This window comes from Euryhalocaulis caribicus (assembly GCF_000412185.1).
GTDB classification, from domain to species: Bacteria; Pseudomonadota; Alphaproteobacteria; order Caulobacterales; family Maricaulaceae; genus Euryhalocaulis; species Euryhalocaulis caribicus.
The window spans coordinates 58119-75296 of the sequence record NZ_ASJA01000012.1; the positions used below are offsets into that span (position 1 = coordinate 58119).

Sequence of the window (17178 nt, forward strand, 5' to 3'; positions counted from 1 at the left end):
TGCAGGCAAAAGCTCAACTTCAAGCTTGGACCGGGTGGGGATGATTACGCCATGAATGATGAAAACAACGTCTATACGATGACGTCCCAGACCATTTTCCCGCCCGCGCGGCCGCGGGCAAACGCGCCCGAGCCGCGGGGAAAACCGCTGCTGGAGGCGCTGGCGCCGGAGGGGACGACCGTCGAGAGCCTGACGCTGGAAGGGGCCGCGGGCACGATCTCCGCGGCGATTGCCCGCCGCGCAGCGCCCGGTCCGCTGATCCTGTTTCTGGGCGGCAATAATCATTACATGGTCAAGCACGGGGCCAATAATGTCGAAAAGCTGATCCGTTTCGGCGACGTTCTGATGTTCGACCACCCCGGCTATGGCGACAGCGAAGGCCCGGCGCATTTCTCCAATATCCTGCCCGCCGGGGCGCGCATGGTCGGCCATGCGAAGGAACTGGCGGCGCAGCGCGGCCAGAAAACCGTTATCTGGTCGGCCTCGTTTGGCGGCTATATGGCCATCAAGGGCGCGGCGGAATACGGGCCGGACGCTCTTATCCTTGAAGGGCTGGCCCCCAGCGCGGTGGACTGGGCGCATGCGCTCGGCGCGCGTCACGGCCGTTCCAAGGCGCGGGTGGAGCGCGCCATGGTGGAGGGCGGCGTGCCTGACCCTATTGTCTCCTATGACGGTCCGGTTCTGCAGCTCGCCGGTATGGGCGACACCGTCGTGCCCATCGATCTGTCGCGGAAACTGAAAACCTGGTTCGAGGAGCGCAGCGTCGATCTGGCCTATAAGGAAGTCGATGTGGCCTCTCATGATTTGCGGGTCAGTCAGGAAACGATGCGCGTTGCGCGCGATTTCCTGATCGCCAGGGGCGTCATGACGGCGGAACAGGTTCTCGATCCGCTCAGCTTCCGGTCCAACGCGATCAGCTTCCAGTCGGGCTCCGGCGCCGTGAACTGACCGCCCGGTCAGATGATGGACCAGGTCTTAACCGGACCCGCGACCTGCGGGGCGCCCCGTTTCACCGCGAATTAACGACGTCTTCTAACCCCGTTTTTACCGCCGCTGTCCCATAACGGGTCGCGAAAGACAAAAGGGCGCCGCCGTACGCTGTGCGCGCTCGATACGGGGACAAGGGTGTGATGGTGAAGACGATCCTGATCGTGGACGACGATCCGGCCCAGCGCCGGCTGATGCAGGCCGTGATCGAGAAGCAGGGCTTCCGCGCCCTGCAGGCCGATGGCGGCGAAGTCGCGCTGGAAATGCTGAACGGGAAGAATCCCGAAGGCGTCGATCTGGTCCTTTTGGACCTCGTCATGCCCGGCATGTCCGGCATGGAGACGCTGGAGATCGTGTCCCGGCAATATCCGGATATCCCGGTTATCGTATTGACCGCACAAGGCGGCATCGAGACCGTGGTGAAGGCCATGCAGGCCGGCGCGGTGGACTTTTCGGTGAAGCCGGCCAGCCCGGAGCGCATCGGGGTGGGCATCCGGAATGCCCTGAAGCTCAGCCAGCTTTCAGGCGAAGTCACGCGCCTGAAGACCAAGAATGACGGTGCGCTGACATTCGAGAACATGATCTCTGCCGCCCCCGTCATGCGCCAGGTCGTACGGCTGGGCCAGCGCGCGGCAAAATCCAATATTCCGATCCTGATTACCGGTGAATCCGGCGTCGGCAAGGAGCTGATCGCGCGGGCCATTCAAGGCGAAAGCGACCGTTCGGGCCGTCCTTTCATCACCGTGAACTGCGGCGCCATCCCGGAAAACCTCGTCGAATCCATCCTGTTCGGGCACGAGAAGGGCTCTTTCACCGGCGCGGACAAGAAACATATCGGCAAATTCCAGGAAGCTTCCGGGGGAACCCTGTTCCTGGACGAGGTCGGCGAACTGCCGCTGGACATGCAGGTCAAGCTGCTGCGCGTCCTGCAGGAGGGCGAGGTCGATCCCGTCGGTTCAAAGAAGCCGGTGAAGGTGGATGTGCGCATTATCTCCGCCACCAACCGGGATTTGAGCGAACAGGTGCGTGAGGGCGCGTTCCGCGAGGATCTTTTCTACCGCCTCAATGTCTTCCCGATCGAGGCGCCGCCCCTGCGCGACCGCAAACAGGACATCCCGGCCCTGGTCGAGCATTTCATCCAGCGTTTCAACGCGCAGGAAAACCGCAATATCCAGAGCGCCACGCCTGAAACCCTGGCCATGCTGAAAGGCGAATACTGGCCCGGCAATGTGCGGCAGCTGGAGAATATGATCTTCCGCGCCGTCATCCTTTCCGACGGGGAAGAGCTGCATCCGGAGGATTTTCCGCACCTGACCGGCGTCGCCCCGGTGTTCGACGACGAGGATCACGCCGAGCCGGAACCGATCAATGGCGTGGAAACGCATGCAGACGCGGCGGAGGCCCTGATCGAGCACGCTGCGCCGGTGCCGATGATGGACGATAACGGCCATCTGCGTCCGCTGGAGGAGATCGAACGCGACCTGATCCAGTTCGCGATCGAGACCTATGCCGGCCGCATGGCGGAAGTCGCCCGCCGTCTCGGCATTGGCCGTTCGACCCTCTATCGCAAGGTGCGGGAGCACGAACTGGAAGTGGACTCGGCGCGCGAGGCGAGCTGAAGCGCCTCAGGCAATCGCTGGCCGCTTTGGCCAGATCATCTCGAAGCGTTCAAACACGGCGGGGGTTTCATCTGAGAAGGTGAAGCCCTCGCGCTTTGCCTGGCGCCGGAAAAAGTCGCGGTGCTGGCGCAGCCAGGCCGCCCGGCTTCGCGGCCCTTCGCCTTCCGACCAGGCAAAATCCCGCGTCACTTCGATGAAGGATTTTATGGCCACGCGGGTAGTCCGGATGACGGCGCGCGGCCGCCGCAATCCATCTATCACCAGCGAAAGATCGTCAATTTCGGGCATGCGCGCGCCGGATTCGTAGTCCCTCACCAGGCTGATGCAGGCGCGCTTCTTCCCGGAAACAATATAGCTGGCCAGCAGATTGGCGAGGCTTTGCGTATCGCCGAACCAGCAGACCTCGGCAGGGCGCCGCCAGGGCCGCGCGGTATCGGTCAGGAAGTCGCGCCAGAAAGTCGCCTGTCGCGGGCTCAGGCGGGGATCGGGTTTGATCTGGAGTGGCCGCATGGCGCTAGTCCTCCTCCTTGCCTCCCTTGACGACAGTCAGTTTTGGCGGGCCGGACGGGCGCGGCGCGGCCGCCGGGGGCGCAGGCGCGTCCGCGTCCGGCGCATCGGGTTCAAAATCGTCGGATATGTCGCGGACATTCGCTCGCGGCTGGAATCCCTTGCCGCGGTTCATGGGCTTGCGGGCCTGCAGGCCGCCGCCGCGCTTCATGGGTTTGCGCGCCTTGCCGGAGGCCTTCTTGTGGATTTCCTTGACCTTGTGGTTCTGCAGGGCCGAGAGCGGCTCTGAAAGGTCGCCCTTTTCCGGATTGGCGAAGGCGGAGCCGTACTCTTCCAGCCGCTCCTCGACGGAGGCGATGAACTCGGCCTCCCACTCGGAAAGGCTGATTTCCTCGCCTTCGCCCTGTTCTTCGCTTTTGCGCTTGGCGCGGCGCAGCCGGGCCAGCGCCTTGCGGGTCTTTTTCTCGTCGACCCGGCGCGTCATGGCGTTTCCTCTGTCCGGGCGCTTTTGCCGGATCGCATCCGGCGCGCCTCGTTCTTACACAGGAATTATCTGTCGCCCGCGCCTTGCGGGTCAATATCGCGCGGGGAAATTACGTCTCGCCGACCGCGTGCAGATAGAGGTCCAGAACCGCTTCCTGCTCGCTGCGGTCCTGCTGGTCCATTTTCCGCAGACGCACGACCTGGCGCATGATCTTGGTGTCGAAGCCCATCGACTTGGCTTCGGCATAGACTTCCTTCATGTCCGCCATCACCTCGGCCTTGTCCGCCTCCAGCCGCTCGATGCGCTGGATAAAGCTGCGCAGGCGCTCCTGACCGCTCTGGTCGAGGCTCTGGGGCTGTGTGACGTCGTCCATGATGAAAGGCTCCGCTCTTTTGGGCGCTAGAATTGAAGGCGTGGAACCTATGCGCCCGCCGCGCCGAACGGAAGGGCCGCGAGGCGCTTCAACTGCGCATTCTGCGCATCGCGGAACGCCGCATCGTCAATCACCCGCTGAACGAAGTCCGGCAGGGTCTCTTCGATCTCCAGAACATCCATGGCGTGCAGGATCGCTTCTTCCTGACTCATCACTTTCAGGCCCGGCGCGTCCTGGTCCGCCGCCGCGCTGGCGGCCGCGCCCTCGCCCGCGCGCAGCGCGCCGAAGCGGCTGATATAGGCCTCGTAGCGGTCGGGCTTCGCGCCGTGCTCCACGGTTTCAGGAAAGGGCGCGTCGACGCGGTCATATTCGTGTCCCAACGCCTCGGTCCCGTCCATCACATCCAGCTGACCGGCGTCCAGCAGGTTCACGAAGACTCGCGCCGTGGCCGATTGATGAGGGTGGAAGGTGGCGGGCATGGCGCCATAGCGGGTGAATTTCGCGCTATGAACCACGGCGTAGCCTTTCAGCTCTGCCCGCAGGGTCGGCACCACGGCCTCGCCGCCGAACTTTTCCATCAGGCGGGTGGGGGAGGCGTTGGACCCGCTGGCCAGAATCGCCACGCGGGGAACCGCCATCGCGGCGTTCAGCGCCTCCCTGAAGCCGGGATCGTCATCGAACACCGCTTCGCCGCCGGAAAACACATAGCTGCGGCGCGGCGGCGCGAACGGATAGGCCAGTGCGCGTTCAATCTCCGGCGTCACGATAGACCGCCTCGATATGCTCCTTGATCAGGGCCTGCCGGAAATGGTGCGGCATATGCCCCATGCCGGGCAGGATGGAGAGCCTGGAATCGGGGATTTCCTCCGCCATGCGTTCGGCGTGCAGGCTGTGGGAGACCGTATCGTCCGCATCGCCGTGCAGGATGGCGACCGGCATGTCCATCCGGCGGTAGCGGGACGACTGTTCGATCAGCTCGGCTTTCAGGCCCACCATGTCGTCAGAATTGGCCGCAAAGGCGCCGGGGCGCAGGAGCTGCCGGATGCCGGCGCGCTCGATATAGTTTTGCGGCGGCTCTTGCGGCGAAAACACGCTCTGCATGCCGCTTTCCAGCTGGCGCGGGGCGACCAGCGGAACGGCGGTGCGGTTGAACACCGGCCCGATCAGCGGTGCCGCCGACCAGTGATAATACCACGCGATCCCGCCCGGCCATTCATGGCTGGGCGCGGAAATCAGCACCAGACCCGAAATCGCTTCGGGGTGATCCAGCGCCAGGCGCAGCGCCACCGACCCGCCAAAGGAATGGCCCACCACCACCGGCTTCTCCAGCCCCTCGGCCTCGATCACCGCCAGCGCCGCCTCGGCCTGCCCGGCCAGCGTGCCCGCGCCCGCCGGGCGGCCCCGGCTGCGGCCAAGCCCCGGACGGTCATAGGCGACCACGCGAAACTGGTCCTCCAGCGCCGGGACCAGAGAGATTTCCAGATCGCCGCTATTGCCGGAGGCGCCGTGAATCAACAAAAGCGGCCGGCCTTCGCCCCATTCGCGCACATGCAGGTTCGCGCCCTGCCAGTCGATAAAGTGTCCGTTGGTCATCGGCTCCGGCCGGTTGGTGGAGGCGCAGGCGGCCAGCGTCAGCGCGACCAGCCCGGCGGTCAGGATTGCAAGAAATTTCAAAGCGCGCGCCCTTCGACCAGCGGCGCCAGCCGCTCCCTGCGCGTCGTGGCTTCTTCGTGGAAGGGGTGAATCTCCAGCGCCTCGCCATAGGCCTCATAGGCCGCTTCGTTGCGGTTCAGCCGTTCCAGTATCGTGCCCAGACCCACCAGCGCGCCAAAATGTTTTGGATCGGCGATCAGCGCCTTGTTCACAGCCTCCAGCGCCTGCGCGGCTTCGCCACCGGCTAGGTACAGCATGGCGCGGCGGTTCCAGGCTTCCGCAAAGTCCGGCTCCAGCGACAGCGCGTCATCCAGATGCCGCGCCGCGCGGTCCGCGTCGCCGGCCTCCATGGCCGCCTCGGCGCGGTCCATAAGCAGGTTCACCGTATCGCTGCCCGAATCGGTCCAGACCAGCCGGATCTGACCGGCCAGCCGGTTGGCGGCCGCCGCGCTTTCGGCCGCGGACAGCTGGTCATACAGCTTTTCCAGCGGCGCCTGCGGCTCGGCGGGCGTTTCCGCGCTCTGGCTGAAAGCCAGCGCGATAGCGGTCAGAAGGGCGGTCAAACTCATCGGGAAAGGATATTAGGGCGTTCACCGGCGAAAAGAAGGCGCCGCCCGCCACAGGCCTCAGTTTTTAAAGAAACCCGGCCTCTTTCAACGCCGCCTCGGCGCCGCCCGCACCGTCGAAAAGCCGGGCGTGATAGCCATAATCCCGCGCCGCCGCGACATTGGGTTCGGTGTCGTCAAAGAACAGCATCTCGGGCGGGGTCAGGCCGCTGGCGGTCTCGATATGGGCGAAGGCCTCGCGCGCGGGCTTCTTTGTCCCGATCAGGCCGGAAACCGTGATTGCCTTGAAATGGGTGAGGAAGCTGTAATCCGGATCGGCGGCGAAAGCGCGCCATTTATCGCCCGGAAAATTGGTCAGCGCATATTGCGGGACGCCCCGCGCGGTGAGTGTTTCGACCAGCGCCACGGCGTCCTCGTCCGGGCCCTTGAACATCTCGGGCCAGCGCAGGCGCTAGGCGTCAATTTCAGCGGAATATTGAGGGAACTGGTCTTTCAGGTCTGCTGCGGCTGATTCCATCGGCTCGCCGCCATCGTGGCGGCCGTGCCATTCCATGGTGCACACAGAAGACAAAAACCGCTCCATCTCGGAGCGGTTTTCAAAAATCTTTGAGTAGAGGTTCCGCGGGTTCCAGCGGACCAGAACGCCGCCAAGGTCCCACAGGACCGCCCGCGGCCTGTCGCCGGCGATCAGCCCTGACGCGCCTTGAAACGCGGGTCTTTCTTGTTGATCACGTAGACGCGTCCGCGGCGGCGCACGACCTGGCACGCGCGGTGACGGTTCTTCAGCGATTTGATCGAGCTTCTGACTTTCATCGTATTCCTGCCTTTCGCGCGGCCCGCCTCAATTGCGGGGCGCCTCGCGAGAAGGCGCGGAAACTATGGGCGGTCGGGGTGGAAGTCAATTGCCCTGCTGCTGCTAGAGTCAGGCCCGCCTAAACCGCCCCGTCGGCCAGCGCGCTGCGCACCGCGGGCATGATGCGCCGGCTCACCGGAATCGCCGCCCCGCCGGCCAGATAGAGCCGCCCCGCGCCCCCCGGATCACGCTCAAGCGACTGCACGAAATCGGCGTTCACGATGTGGGAGCGATGCACGCGTATGAATGTTTCGGGCAGGGATTCCTCCAGCGCGGCGAGCGGGCCGTTATAAAGCACGGTCCGCCCGTCTTCGAAGCAGACCTCCACATAATCCCCCGCCGCGTTCAGCCGGGTAATCTCATTGGCCGGCGCATAGATGACCCGCCCGGCGGACACGAACTGGATCTTCTGCGGCTGGGCCGCCTGCCGCGCCCGCGCAAGCGCGGCGTCCAGAACATGCGCGCGGCGTTCTTCTTTCAGCCGCCGCTGGCGTTCACGGGCAAAGGCAAAGCTCTGCTCGACCACCAGCGCCAGAACCAGTCCGCCCGCCAGATAATAAAACCACCCGTTCAGGAAGGCGCTGCCCGTCAGCCAGGGCAGGATCGCCGCGGCTCCAAGACCCGCCGCATAGAGCCAGCCCGGCCGGCGGCCCGCCGCGGCGCGCCAGATACAGATTGCCGCGGCGATCGCGGCGGCGGCGGACAGGATGCTGGCCGTCATCGCGTCAAAACCGCGGGACAGCGCCGCAGCGGCGATCATCGCCAGAACGGACCCTGTAATCAGCCCGGCTGCGGCCCGCCGCCCCACGCCAAACCGGACCAGCACATGCGCCAGCAGGGACAGGCCGAATCCCGCCGCGCAGAGCAGGATCGCGATAAGCCGGTAATCGTGCAGCGGATAGGCGTAACCAGTGACGCCGCGCAGGGTTTCGGCGGCCAGTTGCGCCCCGGCAAAGCCCGCCATCGCCGCGGTCGCCGCCGACAGCCGCCGCGCCGGACCGCGCCAGGCGGAGACGCCAAACACCGCTACGCCGATCACGAAACAGGCAAACACCGGCAAAACCGGCCAGTAAGCCGCCAGAACGGCCTGTGTCGGGTCGCCATAGGCGTGGACCGAAACCCACTGCATCGGCGCGGTCAGGCGCAAAAGGCCGTGATGGGCGGAGGCGCGCAGCGCAATCGTGTTTTCCCCTGCCCGGAACAGGTCGCGCGGGGCGAAGAAGGCCGCGTCGATGCGGCCCGGAATTTCCGCCGCCGCGCTGCCGCCCGGCCGCCCGTTCGCGCCCAGTTTCACGCCGTTCAGATACAGCTCCGTAGAGGCGCGCGCCGACACATACACGCCCAGCGGCCGCGCGCCGGACAGGTCTTCCGCCGTCATGGTCAGCGGGATTTCAATCCAGATTTCCCGGTTTTGGGGGTCCGCCGCCCAGAAGGACATGGTTTCACAGCCCGGCCCGGTGAAGCCGGGCGGTCCCGCGTCCGCCGGGCCGGCCGGGCAGACGCGCACCGAATCCAGCGCTGTTTGCGGCGCGCCGCTGGCTGTCAGGGGCAGGACCCAGAGCACGATCAGAAGAAAAAGCCATTGCCGCATACCGGCAGACTATATCCGCCCGGCGGCCGCGTCTCGCCGCTCACGGATTTGACGCCGCCGCTGACCGATCCGCCCGCGGTGCCACGGCGCAGCGCGTTCTATCCTCCGGCTCTGTTTCCCCGGTCCCTGGAGGTTCGCCGAGATGTCCCTGTTCAAGCCCGCCCTTGCCGCCGCCTCTCTGGTGCTCGCCACGCCCGCCCTGGCCGAAGAGCCCATCACGTTCGAGGCCGCCAGCGGCGAAACCGCCGAGGCCTTTCAGGGCGCGTTCGCGGTTCCGGAAAACCGGGCCGACCCGGACAGCCGCATGATCGAGATCGGCTATGTCCGCTTCCCGGCCACGACGGATAATCCCGGCCCGCCGATTGTCTATCTCGCCGGCGGTCCCGGCGGTTCGGGGACGGGCACGGCGGAGCGCCAGCGTTTTCCGCTCTTCATGGAGATGCGCCGCCATGCCGATGTCATCGCCTTCGACCAGCGGGGCACGGGTCTTTCCGATGACGCCCCGCGCTGCCACTCCTCGATCGGCGGGGATGACAGCCAGCGCGTCAGCGATGCGGAAATTGCCGCGGCCTATCGCGACGCGGTCGCCGAATGCCGTGAATTCTGGGACGGCGCGGGCCTCGACATACGCGGCTACACCACCGCCGAAAGCGTGCAGGACATTTCCGCCCTGCGCCGGCATCTGGGCGCGGAGACCGTGACGCTGTGGGGCATTTCCTATGGCAGCCATCTCGCCTTTGCCGCGCTGGACGCCATTCCGGACGAAATCGACCGCGTCATCATCGCCAGCGCCGAGGGACTGGACCAGACGGTCAAGCTGCCCGCGCGCACCGACGCCTATTTCGCCCGCCTGCAGGCCGCCGTGAACACGCAACCCGCGGCGAAGGCAGCCTATCCGGACATCGCCGCCCTTATGCGCCGCGTCCATGAAAAGCTGGATTCCGCCCCCCTCCTGATCGAACTGGAAAGCGGGTCGGGCGAGACAATTCCCTTCCTGTTCCAGCGCCCTCACGCCCAGATGATGGCGTCCGGCCTGATCGCGGACCCGGATAACGCTGTCTATCTGCTGCAACTTTACGCCGCGCTCGACGCCGGAAGCGCGGAGGCCGTGAAAGCCTTCATGGGCTATTTCTTCGAACCGGGCGAGCCGATCTCCCTTAATCCCATGTCCACGGCGATGGATCTCGCCTCGGGCGTCAGCCCGGCGCGTCTGGCGCAGGTCAGGGAACAGGCGGAAACCGCGCTTTTGCGCGATTATCTCAACTTCCCCATGCCGCATATTCTCGGCGTCTGGCCGGACATTGATCTGGGCGAGTCGTTTCGCGCCGGCCCCGTGGGCGATACGCCGGTCCTGCTGTTCAGCGGCACGCTGGACGGCCGCACCTATCCGGAGGGACAGGCCGAAGCTGTTGCCGGTCTGACCAATGTGCAGGCCGTCACCGTCGTGAACGCCGGCCACAATCTCTATATGCGCTCGCCGGAAATCGCCGCTGCGATGCACCGTTTCATGCGTGACGAGCCCATTGGCGTCACTGAAATCACCGTCGACCTGCCCGATTTCGCGCCTGAATAGGGCGGGTCCGGCTGCGCCGGTTCCCACTCTCGCGCTGAAATCTCCCTCTCGCCGCGCTAAATCCGGACCAGTATACCGGTATGCGGATGGAGATTTGCGCCGCACCGGCGCGAAACGGGAGACGGGATTAGCGATGAAAACGACAACGGGACTGCGCGTCTTGCTGATGGCTTCGGCCGCGCTGGGCTTTGCCGGATGCGCTACGGCGCAGACGCCGGAGGCGCAATTCACGTCTCCGGATGCCGTGGAGCAAAAGGCCGATGAGAGCTTCTCCGCCTGGACGGCCCGCTTCATGGAAGAGGCCGTCTCGCGCGGCTACAGCCAGGACCTGGTCAGCACCGCTTTCGCCGGCGTCGTTCACCCCGATCCGGTGGTGGTGGACCGCTCCGAAAGCCAGCCAGAATTCGTGCGCCCGGTGTGGGAATATCTGAATTCCGCCGTCTCGGAGTCCCGCGTTGCGTCCGGGCAGGCCGAATTGTCCGCCCAGCCGGAGCTGTTTGCGGGGCTGGAAGCGGAATACGGCCTCGACCGCGAAGTGCTGACCGCCATCTGGGGGCTGGAGAGCGCCTTCGGCCAGATCCTCGGCGATTACGACGTTTTCCGTTCGCTGGCGACGCTCGGCTGGGCCGGCTGGCGCCCCGACTTCGTTGAGGAACAGCTTTTTGCCGCGCTCGACATTCTGCGCGATGGCGAGGCGACCCGCGACCAGCTCAAGGGTTCCTGGGCCGGCGCGATGGGCCAGACCCAGTTCATCCCCGCCAGCTACCGTATCTATGCGCAGGACTGGGACGGCGACGGCCGCAAGAATATCTGGTCCGATGACGGCGACGCGCTCGCCTCCGCCGCCAATCTCCTCGCCAAGTCCGGCTGGAAACAGGACGTGCCCTGGGGCGTGGAGGTGCGTCTGACCGATGAATTCAACTGGGACATGTTCGACGGGCAGGAACGCCTGACCGCCAACTGGGCGCAGGGCGGCGTGGCGCGGGCCGACGGCGCGCAATGGGGAACCGATCTCTGGGGGCTGGACGCTGAACTGATCCTGCCCGCCGGCGCGCAAGGCCCGGCTTTCCTGACCTTCAGCAATTTCGACGCGATCATGCGCTACAACAACTCCACCGCCTATGCGCTGGCCGTCGGGATGCTGTCGGATGTCTATGCCGGGCGCGGCGGGCTCGTGGCGGACTGGCCGGACGAAGGCCGCCCCCTGCGCCGCGCGGAGGTCTATGAGCTGCAGGACAGCCTGACCGCGCTGGGCTTTGACACGCAAGGCTCGGACGGGCTGATCGGCCCGAATACGCGCAAGGCCGTCCGCGCCTTCCAGCGCGCCAATGCCATCACTCCGGACGGGCATGTGAATTCGGACCTTCTGGACCGCGTCCGCGCCGCCGAGCCCATTCAATAGGGCGGCGATCAATCAGGTCAGTGCGGGTCGTGCGCGTCCTCGATTTCGGGGGTCGCCGCCGCGCTGACCGATTTGATGCGCGGACTGAACCACGCATACACGCCCACGCCGGCAATCACCCCGACATTGATCCAGAAGGGCACTGAAGGCCCGAACGTCTGATAGACCAGCAGGCCGATAAAGGGCGCGGACAGGAACCCCACCCCGGCGGTGGAATTGACCATCCCCGCCACGGCGCCCTGTTCGGACGGGCTGACGGCGATGGAGGCCCCGCCCGCCATGCCGGGCCGCGACAGGCCGATGCCCAGCCCGCTGACCACGAAGGCAAAGAAGATTTCCCCGAAACTGCCGGCCAGCGCCAGGAAGATATTGGCGAAGAAGGCGATGCCCGCCCCCAGCAGCATCAGGGTGCGCGGCGAGGCCTTGATGCGCGGGATCAGCACCAGCTGCGAGATCAGCATGGCCAGCGCCCCGCCCATCAGCACCGCCCCGGCCAGCTGGGTCGCCTGCACGCCGTCCACTGCCAGCGTGTCCATGACGTAGAAATTGATGGTCTGCAGCGTCACCGCCTGCACGATCCAGACGCCGACTCCGAAAATCAGAAAGGGCGAAACTCGCGGGTCCAGCGCGTATCCGAAGCTGGAAAAGGCGCTGGAGCGCGCGCCGGTCTGCTGCGGCGGCGTGCGCTCGGGCAGCATGAACCAGACGGCCACGGCCATGCCGCCCGCGATGACCGAAATGGCGATCAGCGGTGAAATCAGACCCAGCCGCCCGCCCATCCAGGCCGCAACGCCCGGGCCGACCGCCGCCCCCATCCCGATGGCGGCGGTCAGCGCGGCCAGCGCCTCCACACGCGTCTGGGTGGTGGTGCGGTCGGCGACATAGGCCTGCGCCGCCGGGCCGCTGGCCGAGCCCAGCCCGCCGGACAGGCTGCGCGACAGGATCAGCAGCACGATGGTCGCCCCGGCCGAGATGATCCCGGACAGGCCCAGCGACACCACCACCGCGATCAGCCCCATGGAAACCATGTAGGCGGTCAGCCCCATGACGATGACAGGCCGCCGCCCGGCGCGGTCGCTGAGGCGGCCCCAGAGCGGGCTGGTCAGGATGAACAGGGTCGCGGCCAGCGTATAGACCAGCCCTACGAACACCTCGGCGATGTCCAGGCGCCGGGCGATGGGGGGAAGAATGGCGAAAAGCATGGAATTGCCGATGCCGGTCACCATCAGACAGCAGAATAGAAGCGTGAAGGCGCGCTTCCTCTGGGCCAGCGTCGTCTGAGTGGTTGGATCGGTCAAGACGTCTGCCGGTTATCCCATTTCGGCGACGCGCGCCAGAGCCGGGCATTGGCGGAATCGCCGGTTAAACCCGGCATTAAGCATTATTCGCCAAACATGGCGGCTTATGAGCGGGTCCGCATGCGCGGTTCGCGGCAGGGGCGATGACGGGGCGATTCACGCATGTTCCAGATAATTGGCGTAGTGGTTGTTTTCGCGATGGTTTTCGGGGGCTTCATGCTCGCCGGCGGCCATTTCGACGTGATCCTGAAAGCCCTGCCGTTCGAGCTGATGATGATTGGCGGCGCGGCGCTGGGCGCCTTCCTGATCGGCAATTCATCCAAGACGATCATGAAAACCGCCAAGGATTTCGCCAAGCTGATCTCCGGCCCGAAATGGAAAGCGGCCGATTACCAGGATCTTCTGAGCCTTCTCTTCACGCTGACCAAGACGATGAAGACCAAGGGCGTGATCGCGCTGGAAACCCATATCGAGCAACCGCACGACAGCGCCATTTTCAACGCCTATCCGCGCGTCCTGAAGGACCATTTCGCGACCGATTTCATCTGCGACACGCTGCGCATGATGACCATGAACCTGGAGGATCCTCACCAGGTCGAGGACGCGATGGAGCGTCAGCTGGAAAAGCATCACCACGAAGTCACCGGCCCTGCGCGCGCCCTACAATCCATGGCCGACGCGCTGCCCGCGCTTGGCATTGTCGCCGCCGTGCTGGGTGTCATCAAGACGATGGGCGCGATCGACTCGCCGCCTGAATATCTGGGCAAGATGATCGGCTCGGCGCTGGTCGGCACCTTCCTTGGCGTGTTCCTGGCCTATGGCATGGTGGGCCCGTTCGCGGTCCGCATGCAGGAAATCTATGATGAGGAACACCAGTTCTACAAAATCATCCAGGACGTGCTGGTGGCCCACCTGCATGGCAATGCCGCGCAGATTTCGGTTGAGATTGGCCGCGGCGGCGTTCCCACCGCCGTTCAGCCCTCCTTCGCGCAGCTTGAAGAACATCTTGGCGCTTTGCCGAGCGAAGCGGCCTAGCGTCCGGAAAACATTTCCTTTATGTAATAAATGTGTTTCTGGTTAATTGGCGGCTGAACACGCCGCCAAAAACTGTTGGGGAATCTAGAACTATGAAAACCACGCTTTTCGCCGCCGCCAGCCTGGCCGCGGTTCTCGCCCTTGGCGCCTGCGCCGAAGAAAACGCCGTTGAAGACGAAACCACGATGGAAGAATCGGCCGAAGACGCCGCTGACGCCATGGAAGACGCCGCCGATGACGCGGCGGACGACATGGAAGACGCCGCGGACGACGCCGCCGACTCCATGGACGAGCTCAACGACGACCTGACCTACGAAGACGAAATGGACAGCATGGAAGATTCGGCCGAAGACGCCGCTGACGCCATGGAAGACGCCGCCAACGACGCTGAAAACGCGATGGACGAGTCCGCTGAGGAAATGGAAGACGCGACGGAAGACGCCGCGAACGCCATGGAAGACGGCGCTGAAGACGCCGCCGAAGAAATGGCTGACGAGGATAATCCTCAGTAAGTCATACTGTCTTCCAAAGAAGAATTACGGGCGGCTGTGAACCAACAGCCGCCCGTTTTCGTTGTGCTTTCAGAACGAACCGGCCTGCCGTCCCTTTGCGGCCGGGGTTCAAACGTCAAAAGAAAGCCAAGCCCATGAAATTTCTTACATCCATTTCCGCCCTCGCGCTGGCCGCGGCCCTGACCGCCGCCTGCACGGACGAGGATCGCGACCAGGCCGAAAACGACGCCGAGCGCGCCGCCAGCGAAACCGGCGAATTGCTGGAAGAGGCGGGCGAGGAAATCGTCGAGGAAAGCCGCGCCCTGGGCGAGGCGGTCGTCGAAGGGTCAAAGGCCGCCGCCGAGCGCGGATCCGAGGTCTATCGTGAGCGCGAGGCCGAGCTGGACGCCATTGACGACGCCGAGGATGCGATGGAGACCAATCCGGAAGAATCCGACGCAGACAATGACACTGAAAGCGAACTCACCGACGAATATCCGCAATAACAGCCGCGCCCGCCATGAAGCGGGCTAATCTGGGCTGGACCGGCGGCGTGCCCGCCGCGCCGGATTTCGGGGATCATTACTATTCGCAAGAAGACGGCCTGGCCGAAAGCCGGGCCGTCTTTCTGCGCGGTTGCGGCCTGCCCGGGGCCTGGCGGGACCGCAAGCGTTTCACGGTGGGGGAGCTCGGGTTCGGCTCCGGGCTCAACTTTCTCGCCCTCTGGGATCTCTGGCGGCGCGCACGTCCGGCTGGCGCGCGCCTGCATTTTGTCAGTGTCGAAGGCTTCCCGATAGACGCGGCCGAGGCGCGCCGCGCCCACTCGGCATGGCCGGAACTGGCGGACCTTTCCGCCCGCCTGACCGGGGCCTGGCCACCTTCCGACCCCGGCGCGCATTTCCGGCGCTTTGACGATGACGGCGTATTCCTGACCGTCTTTTACGCCCCCGCGGCTGAGGCGCTTTCCGAAATGGACCTCGCCGCCGACGCATGGTTCCTCGACGGCTTTGCCCCGTCCCGCAATCCCCAGATGTGGTCGCCGGAAATCATGCGCGCCGTTGCGCAATGCTCCGCGCCGGGCGCCCGCGCCGCCACTTTCACTGTCGCCGGCGCGGTTCGCCGCGCGCTGGGCGAGGCGGGGTTCACGGTAGAAAAAAAGCCCGGGCATGGCCGCAAGCGGGAGCGGCTGGAAGCCTGTCTGCCCGGAACGCCCGCCCCGGACCCCGCGCCCGGCCGCATCGCTATAATCGGCGGCGGCGTGGCGGGCGCGTCACTCGCCAACGCCCTGACCGCGCGCGGCGCGGCGCCCCGCATCATCATGGAGGGCCCGGCCGCCAGCGACCCGCCGCGCGCCTTGCTGACCCCCCGTCTGGAAAACGCCGACCGGCCGCACGCTCGCGCCCTGACCAGCGCCTTTCACCACGCGGTCAGCCTGTACGCGGCGCTGGGCTATGCGCCATCGGGCGCCGTGCGGACCGCCAGGGACGACCGGGAAGCGGCGCGTTTCACCGCCCTGACCGAACGCTGGTCCGGCCTTTCCGCCGACGGCGAGCGATTGTTCATGCACGGCGCCGGGGTGCTTGATCCGCAGACCATTCTGCCCGGCCTTGCAGGCGGCGCGGCGCAAATCCCCGGCCGCGCGGCGTCAATCCGGCGCCAAGGCGATACCTGGCGGGTCATGGACGCGTCGGGCGCGATTGTCGCCGAAGCCGAAACCCTCATCCTCGCCGCCGGGGCGGGGACTCCTGCCTTTGAGCAATGCGCGCCGCTGGACCTGGAACTGAGCGCCGGTCAGGCCGGGCTGCACGCTTTTGACGGCGCGCTCGACCACCCTGTTACCGGCCCCGCCTATCTTGCCCCGGCGGGCGAGGGGCGGGTCATGCTGGGCGCGACCCATGGTCACTGGGAAAGCGCCGCCCCGCCGTCTCCCGGCCCGGCCCGGCAGCACGATCTGCTGGAAAAGCTCGCCGAAACCGCGCCGGACCTTGCCGCGCGCGTTACGCCGGAGCCGCTGGCGCTGTGGTCCGGCGTGCGTTGCGCCACGAAAGACCGCCTACCCGTGGCGGGCGCGCTGGAGGACGGGCTTTATATTCTCGGTGGCCTTGGTTCGCGCGGTTACGCGCATGCCCCGCTTCTGGCCGAGATGATCGCGGCGGAGATCTGCGGCGATCCGGCCCCGATTGAAAAAACCGGCCGGGACGCCTTTCGCCCCGGCCGGTTCGAAGACCGCCGCAGGAAACGCGAGGGCGCCTAGTCGGCCGCCGCGTGATCATAGCTGAGCACGCGCGTCAGCCGCCATTCGCCGTTTTCCCGTTTCCAGAGATGGCTGAACTTCGCATGACCCGTGCGCCGTTCCGCCTCGCCCTCTGGTTTCTCGTAAAAGCTGTGGGCGCCAACCTGCAGCGCGCCATAACCCTGCATCGGATAGGTCTCCATCGCGTCCAGGCCGCGCCGCGAAGCCGGGCGCTTGCCGTTCCGCCAGTCGGCGCAATTACCGGCGATCACCGCGATAAATTCGTCGCGATTATCGGCCACCTGGCCGTCCACATCGTGATAGAATTCGAAGTCTTCCGCGATCAGGTCTTCCAGAACGTCCAGCTCGCAGGTCTCGAACCCGGCCTCGAACAGTTTCGCGTCCAGTGCGGCCAGGGTTTCCGCGTCCGCCGCGGCGCTCTGGGCGACCGCGGCTGCGGCCAGCATGGCGATGAAAGTCATCTTGTTTCCTCCCTCAAAGAAAAGGGCGGGA

The 17178-nt window shown here is 65.7% G+C and carries 19 protein-coding genes; 8 read left to right on the plus strand and 11 right to left on the minus strand.

The genetic code is table 11. The features are described from left to right. Positions 1-51: 51 nt before the first annotated feature. Both L338_RS16595 and L338_RS10750 read left to right on the plus strand, forming a co-directional pair. Positions 52-948, plus strand: coding sequence for an alpha/beta hydrolase (locus L338_RS16595; RefSeq protein WP_022698387.1), 897 nt, complete (start codon positions 52-54; stop codon positions 946-948). A gap of 182 nt (positions 949-1130) precedes the next feature. Continuing rightward, positions 1131-2606, plus strand: coding sequence for a sigma-54-dependent transcriptional regulator (locus L338_RS10750; RefSeq protein ID WP_022698388.1), 1476 nt, complete (start codon positions 1131-1133; stop codon positions 2604-2606). A 6-nt stretch (positions 2607-2612) separates the two neighbouring features. On the opposite strand, the gene L338_RS10755 is transcribed toward L338_RS10750, so the two are convergent. The 9 genes from L338_RS10755 to L338_RS10795 all read right to left on the minus strand — a co-directional run bounded on the left by L338_RS10755 (position 2613) and on the right by L338_RS10795 (position 8633). Further along, positions 2613-3116, minus strand: coding sequence for an ASCH domain-containing protein (locus L338_RS10755; protein ID WP_022698389.1), 504 nt, complete (start codon positions 3114-3116; stop codon positions 2613-2615). Between the two features lie 4 nt (positions 3117-3120). Beyond that, positions 3121-3597 carry a hypothetical protein gene (locus L338_RS16600; protein WP_022698390.1) on the minus strand — a complete coding sequence of 159 codons (477 nt, stop codon included), beginning with the start codon at positions 3595-3597 and terminating at the stop codon, positions 3121-3123. A gap of 109 nt (positions 3598-3706) precedes the next feature. Next, a complete protein-coding gene (locus L338_RS10765; protein WP_022698391.1) occupies positions 3707-3970 on the minus strand; it encodes a DUF2312 domain-containing protein in 264 nt (87 codons plus the stop codon). 47 nt (positions 3971-4017) lie between these two features. Next, a complete protein-coding gene (locus tag L338_RS10770) occupies positions 4018-4734 on the minus strand; it encodes a hypothetical protein (protein WP_022698392.1) in 717 nt (238 codons plus the stop codon). Beyond that, complete coding sequence (locus L338_RS10775; RefSeq protein ID WP_022698393.1) at positions 4718-5644, minus strand: alpha/beta fold hydrolase; 927 nt, start codon at positions 5642-5644, stop codon at positions 4718-4720. Before L338_RS10775 ends, L338_RS10770 begins: the two co-directional genes overlap by 17 nt. Further along, positions 5641-6192, minus strand: coding sequence for a tetratricopeptide repeat protein (locus tag L338_RS10780; protein WP_022698394.1), 552 nt, complete (start codon positions 6190-6192; stop codon positions 5641-5643). The genes L338_RS10775 and L338_RS10780 overlap by 4 nt, the downstream gene beginning before the upstream one ends. 64 nt (positions 6193-6256) lie before the next feature. Beyond that, positions 6257-6622: an HAD-IA family hydrolase gene (locus L338_RS16605; protein WP_051122766.1), complete on the minus strand. Its 366-nt coding sequence runs from the start codon at positions 6620-6622 to the stop codon at positions 6257-6259. Positions 6623-6876: 254 nt separating this feature from the next. Next, a complete protein-coding gene (gene ykgO / locus L338_RS10790) occupies positions 6877-7002 on the minus strand; it encodes a type B 50S ribosomal protein L36 (protein WP_022698395.1) in 126 nt (41 codons plus the stop codon). Positions 7003-7121: 119 nt separating this feature from the next. After that, entirely contained in the window at positions 7122-8633 is a 1512-nt protein-coding gene (locus tag L338_RS10795; protein WP_022698396.1) for a LytTR family DNA-binding domain-containing protein, read from the minus strand. 142 nt (positions 8634-8775) lie between these two features. Here L338_RS10795 and L338_RS10800 point away from each other — a divergent pair, with 142 nt between their 5' ends. Both L338_RS10800 and L338_RS10805 read left to right on the plus strand, forming a co-directional pair. Beyond that, on the plus strand, positions 8776-10206 hold the full coding sequence (locus L338_RS10800; RefSeq protein ID WP_022698397.1) for an alpha/beta fold hydrolase: 1431 nt from the start codon (positions 8776-8778) through the stop codon (positions 10204-10206). Between the two features lie 133 nt (positions 10207-10339). Continuing rightward, positions 10340-11608, plus strand: a complete 1269-nt coding sequence (locus L338_RS10805) for a lytic murein transglycosylase (RefSeq protein ID WP_022698398.1) — start codon at positions 10340-10342, stop codon at positions 11606-11608. A gap of 17 nt (positions 11609-11625) precedes the next feature. Here L338_RS10805 and L338_RS10810 read toward each other — a convergent pair whose 3' ends face one another. Continuing rightward, complete coding sequence (locus tag L338_RS10810; protein WP_022698399.1) at positions 11626-12906, minus strand: MFS transporter; 1281 nt, start codon at positions 12904-12906, stop codon at positions 11626-11628. 162 nt (positions 12907-13068) lie between these two features. Here L338_RS10810 and motA point away from each other — a divergent pair, with 162 nt between their 5' ends. The 4 genes from motA to mnmC2 all read left to right on the plus strand — a co-directional run bounded on the left by motA (position 13069) and on the right by mnmC2 (position 16686). Further along, the gene (gene motA / locus L338_RS10815; protein ID WP_022698400.1) at positions 13069-13941 is read left to right on the plus strand and encodes a flagellar motor stator protein MotA; all 873 of its coding nucleotides are present in this window, start codon (positions 13069-13071) and stop codon (positions 13939-13941) included. 92 nt (positions 13942-14033) lie between these two features. Further along, positions 14034-14453, plus strand: a complete 420-nt coding sequence (locus tag L338_RS10820; protein WP_022698401.1) for a hypothetical protein — start codon at positions 14034-14036, stop codon at positions 14451-14453. Positions 14454-14587: 134 nt separating this feature from the next. Beyond that, positions 14588-14938 carry a hypothetical protein gene (locus tag L338_RS17600; RefSeq protein WP_022698402.1) on the plus strand — a complete coding sequence of 117 codons (351 nt, stop codon included), beginning with the start codon at positions 14588-14590 and terminating at the stop codon, positions 14936-14938. A 14-nt stretch (positions 14939-14952) separates the two neighbouring features. Beyond that, positions 14953-16686: a tRNA (5-methylaminomethyl-2-thiouridine)(34)-methyltransferase MnmC2 gene (gene mnmC2 / locus L338_RS10830; protein ID WP_033311118.1), complete on the plus strand. Its 1734-nt coding sequence runs from the start codon at positions 14953-14955 to the stop codon at positions 16684-16686. Here mnmC2 and L338_RS10835 read toward each other — a convergent pair. Beyond that, positions 16683-17147, minus strand: a complete 465-nt coding sequence (locus tag L338_RS10835; RefSeq protein ID WP_027068468.1) for a nuclear transport factor 2 family protein — start codon at positions 17145-17147, stop codon at positions 16683-16685. The two genes, mnmC2 and L338_RS10835, sit on opposite strands and share 4 nt — an antisense overlap. Positions 17148-17178: the final 31 nt, after the last annotated feature.